General features: G+C 72.8%; 3 protein-coding genes and 1 pseudogene. 2 read left to right on the forward strand and 2 right to left on the reverse strand.

The window, feature by feature from the left end:
• Together ACOV8S_RS22545 and ACOV8S_RS22550 are read right to left on the reverse strand one after the other, a co-directional pair.
• Window positions 1-571, reverse strand: a pseudogene (locus ACOV8S_RS22545) (glycogen debranching enzyme); the annotation flags it as partial.
• A complete protein-coding gene (locus ACOV8S_RS22550; RefSeq protein ID WP_448319786.1) occupies window positions 568-1,092 on the reverse strand; it encodes a pep a2 in 525 nt (174 codons plus the stop codon). The pseudogene ACOV8S_RS22545 and the gene ACOV8S_RS22550, both read right to left, overlap by 4 nt.
• 250 nt (window positions 1,093-1,342) lie before the next feature.
• Here ACOV8S_RS22550 and ACOV8S_RS22555 point away from each other — a divergent pair, with 250 nt between their 5' ends.
• On the forward strand, window positions 1,343-1,660 hold the full coding sequence (locus ACOV8S_RS22555; RefSeq protein ID WP_448319788.1) for a DUF5133 domain-containing protein: 318 nt from the start codon (window positions 1,343-1,345) through the stop codon (window positions 1,658-1,660).
• Between the two features lie 56 nt (window positions 1,661-1,716).
• A partial coding sequence (locus ACOV8S_RS22560) for a maltotransferase domain-containing protein (RefSeq protein ID WP_448319790.1) occupies window positions 1,717-2,962 on the forward strand: 1,246 nt, incomplete at its 3' end.

A 2,962-nucleotide genomic window follows, 5' to 3' on the forward strand; every position in this document is an offset into this window, starting at 1 on the left:
GGGCGAGGCCGGCGTAGGTGCCGCGCAGGCGGGCGGGCACCTTGGGGTGGGTGCGGGTGAGACCGCGGACGTGGGTCTCGTAGACCACGGAGTCCGCGTACGGCCGTCCGGGTGAGCGGTCGTCGCCCCAGTCGAAGTACGGATCGGTGACCACACCCAGCATGGTGTGCCCCGCGCTGTCGGCCGTGGAGCGGCCGCGGGGGGCTCGCTCGTAGAGCGAGGGGTGGTCGTCCGGCATGCCGTCGACGGCGCGGGCGTACGGGTCGAGCAGCAGCTTCCTCGGGTTGCAGCGGTGGCCCATGGAGGGGTCCCAGGGGCCGTGGACCCGGTAGCCGTACCGCTGGCCGGGGCCCACGCCGGGCAGGTGGCAGTGCCAGACGAAGCCGTCGACCTCGTGCATCGTCACCGTGCGGTGCGATCCGTCGTCGTCCGCCAGCACCAGATCCACGCGCTCGGCGACCTCGCTGAAGAGCGCGAAGTTGGTGCCCTGGCCGTCGTAGGTGGCGCCCAGCGGGCTGGGGCGCCCGCTCCACACGGGCGCCCCGGAGCTCTCGGTCCTGCGCGCGGTCACCGCGTCACCACGCTCTCGTGCACGGCGGCGACCTCCGGCGGCGGCGCGGACCCGGCCAGGGCCAGGACGCGCTGCCTCTCCCGCGGCAGTTCGAGCGCCTCGGTGACCAGCGGGTCGGGACCGACGGGCACCAGCGGGACCCTCTCCCCGGAGCGGGCGCGCCGGGTGAACCAGATGATCCGGGCGGCGCCCGTGTCGCAGCAGCCCCAGCCGTCGCTGTGCGTGGCGATGTGGGTCAGGCAGGGGCGCAGCTCGAGGTCGGGGCGGAGGTTGCGGTCGTTCTGCCCGACCGCGGTGATCAGGTGCTGACCGTTCCACCACATCTCGATGGAGGTCTTCTTGTCGACGGCGTGCTCCTCGATGGCGTGCAGCAGCACCTCGGCGCCGCGGCGGACCGGGTCGACGAGGTTGTCCAGACTCCAGAACCGGAGATGGGCGGCCAGGATCCGGCCGACCTGGTCGACCCGTTGCGGACCGACCTCCACGTCGAGGTGGTAGTAGCAGGGCACTGCGGTCTTCATCTCGTTGGCTCCTCACCGGCGAAGCTCCCCGCCTCCTCGTGCCACTTGGCGGACACGAGCCCCGAACACGAAGCGTGAGCGGTGTTCGCTTCTGAGTCACCTTCAGGGTGAGAGTCTTACGCCGTTCGTGCAACCCGAGACGACTCCAGCGGTCGTTGAACCCCCAACAAGACGCTGCGTGGTCCCATGTGCACCATGGGTGACAAGCCTGCCCAGCAACCGTCCTAAGCATCGAGAGGGGGCCCGCCCCATGCTGCTCCCGGCCAAGGCCGAAGTGGCCCGCGACCTCAGCCGGTACCGGGCCTGGGAACGGGTGATGCTCGCATCCCCCGCCGACCCGGCGGTGCGCGACCGCTTCGAGGACTCGGGCTACGCCTTGTGCGCCCTGATGGGGAAGCGCTGCGCGCGCGAGGCGGCGGACGCCGCCGAGCGCTACCTGCGCTCCGGTCCCGTCCCCTACCTGCGCGAGGAGCGGCGCGAGGCGCCGCCCCTGCGCGGGCGGCGGACCGCCGGCCGGCCTGGCCGGCGCGGCCCTCCGGGCGGACGCCGTTCGCCCGCGGGCCGGTAGACGGCACCGGCCCCGCCCCGATTCCTCCCCGGTATCCCGCTCACGAAGGCAGAACCATGAAGCGACCCCAGGCCATCGGCCGCATTCCCGTCCGCGACGTCCGTCCGGCCGTCGAGTGCGGCAGACGTCCCGCGAAGGCAGTGGTCGGCGAGACCTTCGAGGTCACGGCCACGGTGTTCCGCGAGGGCCATGACGCGGTCGGGGCGAACGTCGTGCTGCGGGATCCCGACGGCCGCCCCGGGCGGTGGACGCCGATGCGCGAGCTGGCTCCGGGGACCGACCGGTGGGGCGCCCTGGTGACGCCGGACCGGACGGGGCTGTGGACGTACACCGTGGAGGCGTGGAGCGATCCGGTGGCCACCTGGCGGCGGCACGCCCGCATCAAGATTCCGGCGCGCATCGACGTGGGTCTGGTCCTGGAGGAGGGCGCCGAGCTGTTCGCGCGGGCGGCCCGCCGGGTGCCCAAGGGGCCGGGCCGGGACGCGGTCCGCCGCGCCGCCCGGGCGCTGGGCGACGACTCGCTGGACGTGGACGAGCGCTTCGCCGCCGCCTTCGACCCCGCCGCCGAGGAGGCCCTGGAGCGGCACCCGTTGCGGGAGCTGGTGTCGGCGGCGCGGCCGATGCCGTTGCTGGTGGAGCGGGAGCGGGCGCTGTACGGCTCCTGGTACGAGTTCTTCCCGCGCTCCGAGGGCGCCGTGGTGCCGCAGGACGGGCCGCCGGTCAGCGGAACCTTCCGCACCGCCGCCGAGCGGTTGCCGGCCGTCGCCGCGATGGGCTTCGACGTCGTCTACCTGCCGCCCATTCACCCGATCGGGCGCACCCATCGCAAGGGGCGGAACAACTCGCTGACCGCCGGGGAGTGGGACGTCGGCGTGCCGTGGGCGATCGGTTCGCAGGAGGGCGGGCACGACGCGGTCCACCCGGACCTGGGGACGATCGAGGACTTCGACGCCTTCGTGGCGAGGGCCTCGGAACTGGGGCTGGAGATCGCGCTGGACTTCGCCCTGCAGTGCTCGCCGGACCATCCGTGGGTGGAGAAGCACCCGGACTGGTTCCACCACCGTCCCGACGGGTCGATCGCGTACGCGGAGAACCCGCCGAAGAAGTACCAGGACATCTACCCGATCGCCTTCGACCAGGACCTGCCCGGCCTGGTCGAGGAGACGGTGCGGGTGCTGCGGTTCTGGATGGACCACGGGGTGCGGATCTTCCGCGTCGACAACCCGCACACCAAGCCGGTCGTCTTCTGGGAGAAGGTCATCGGTGAGATCAACGCCGCCGACCCCGACGTCATCTTCCTGG

This window comes from Streptomyces sp. CO7 (assembly GCF_053474865.1).

Excerpts from the sequence above, each read along its gene's own strand:
- ACOV8S_RS22550 (WP_448319786.1), bottom strand. The coding sequence starts at position 1,092 with ATGAAGACCGCAGTGCCCTGCTACTACCACCTCGACGTGGAGGTCGGT.
- ACOV8S_RS22555 (WP_448319788.1), top strand. The coding sequence starts at position 1,343 with ATGCTGCTCCCGGCCAAGGCCGAAGTGGCCCGCGACCTCAGCCGGTAC.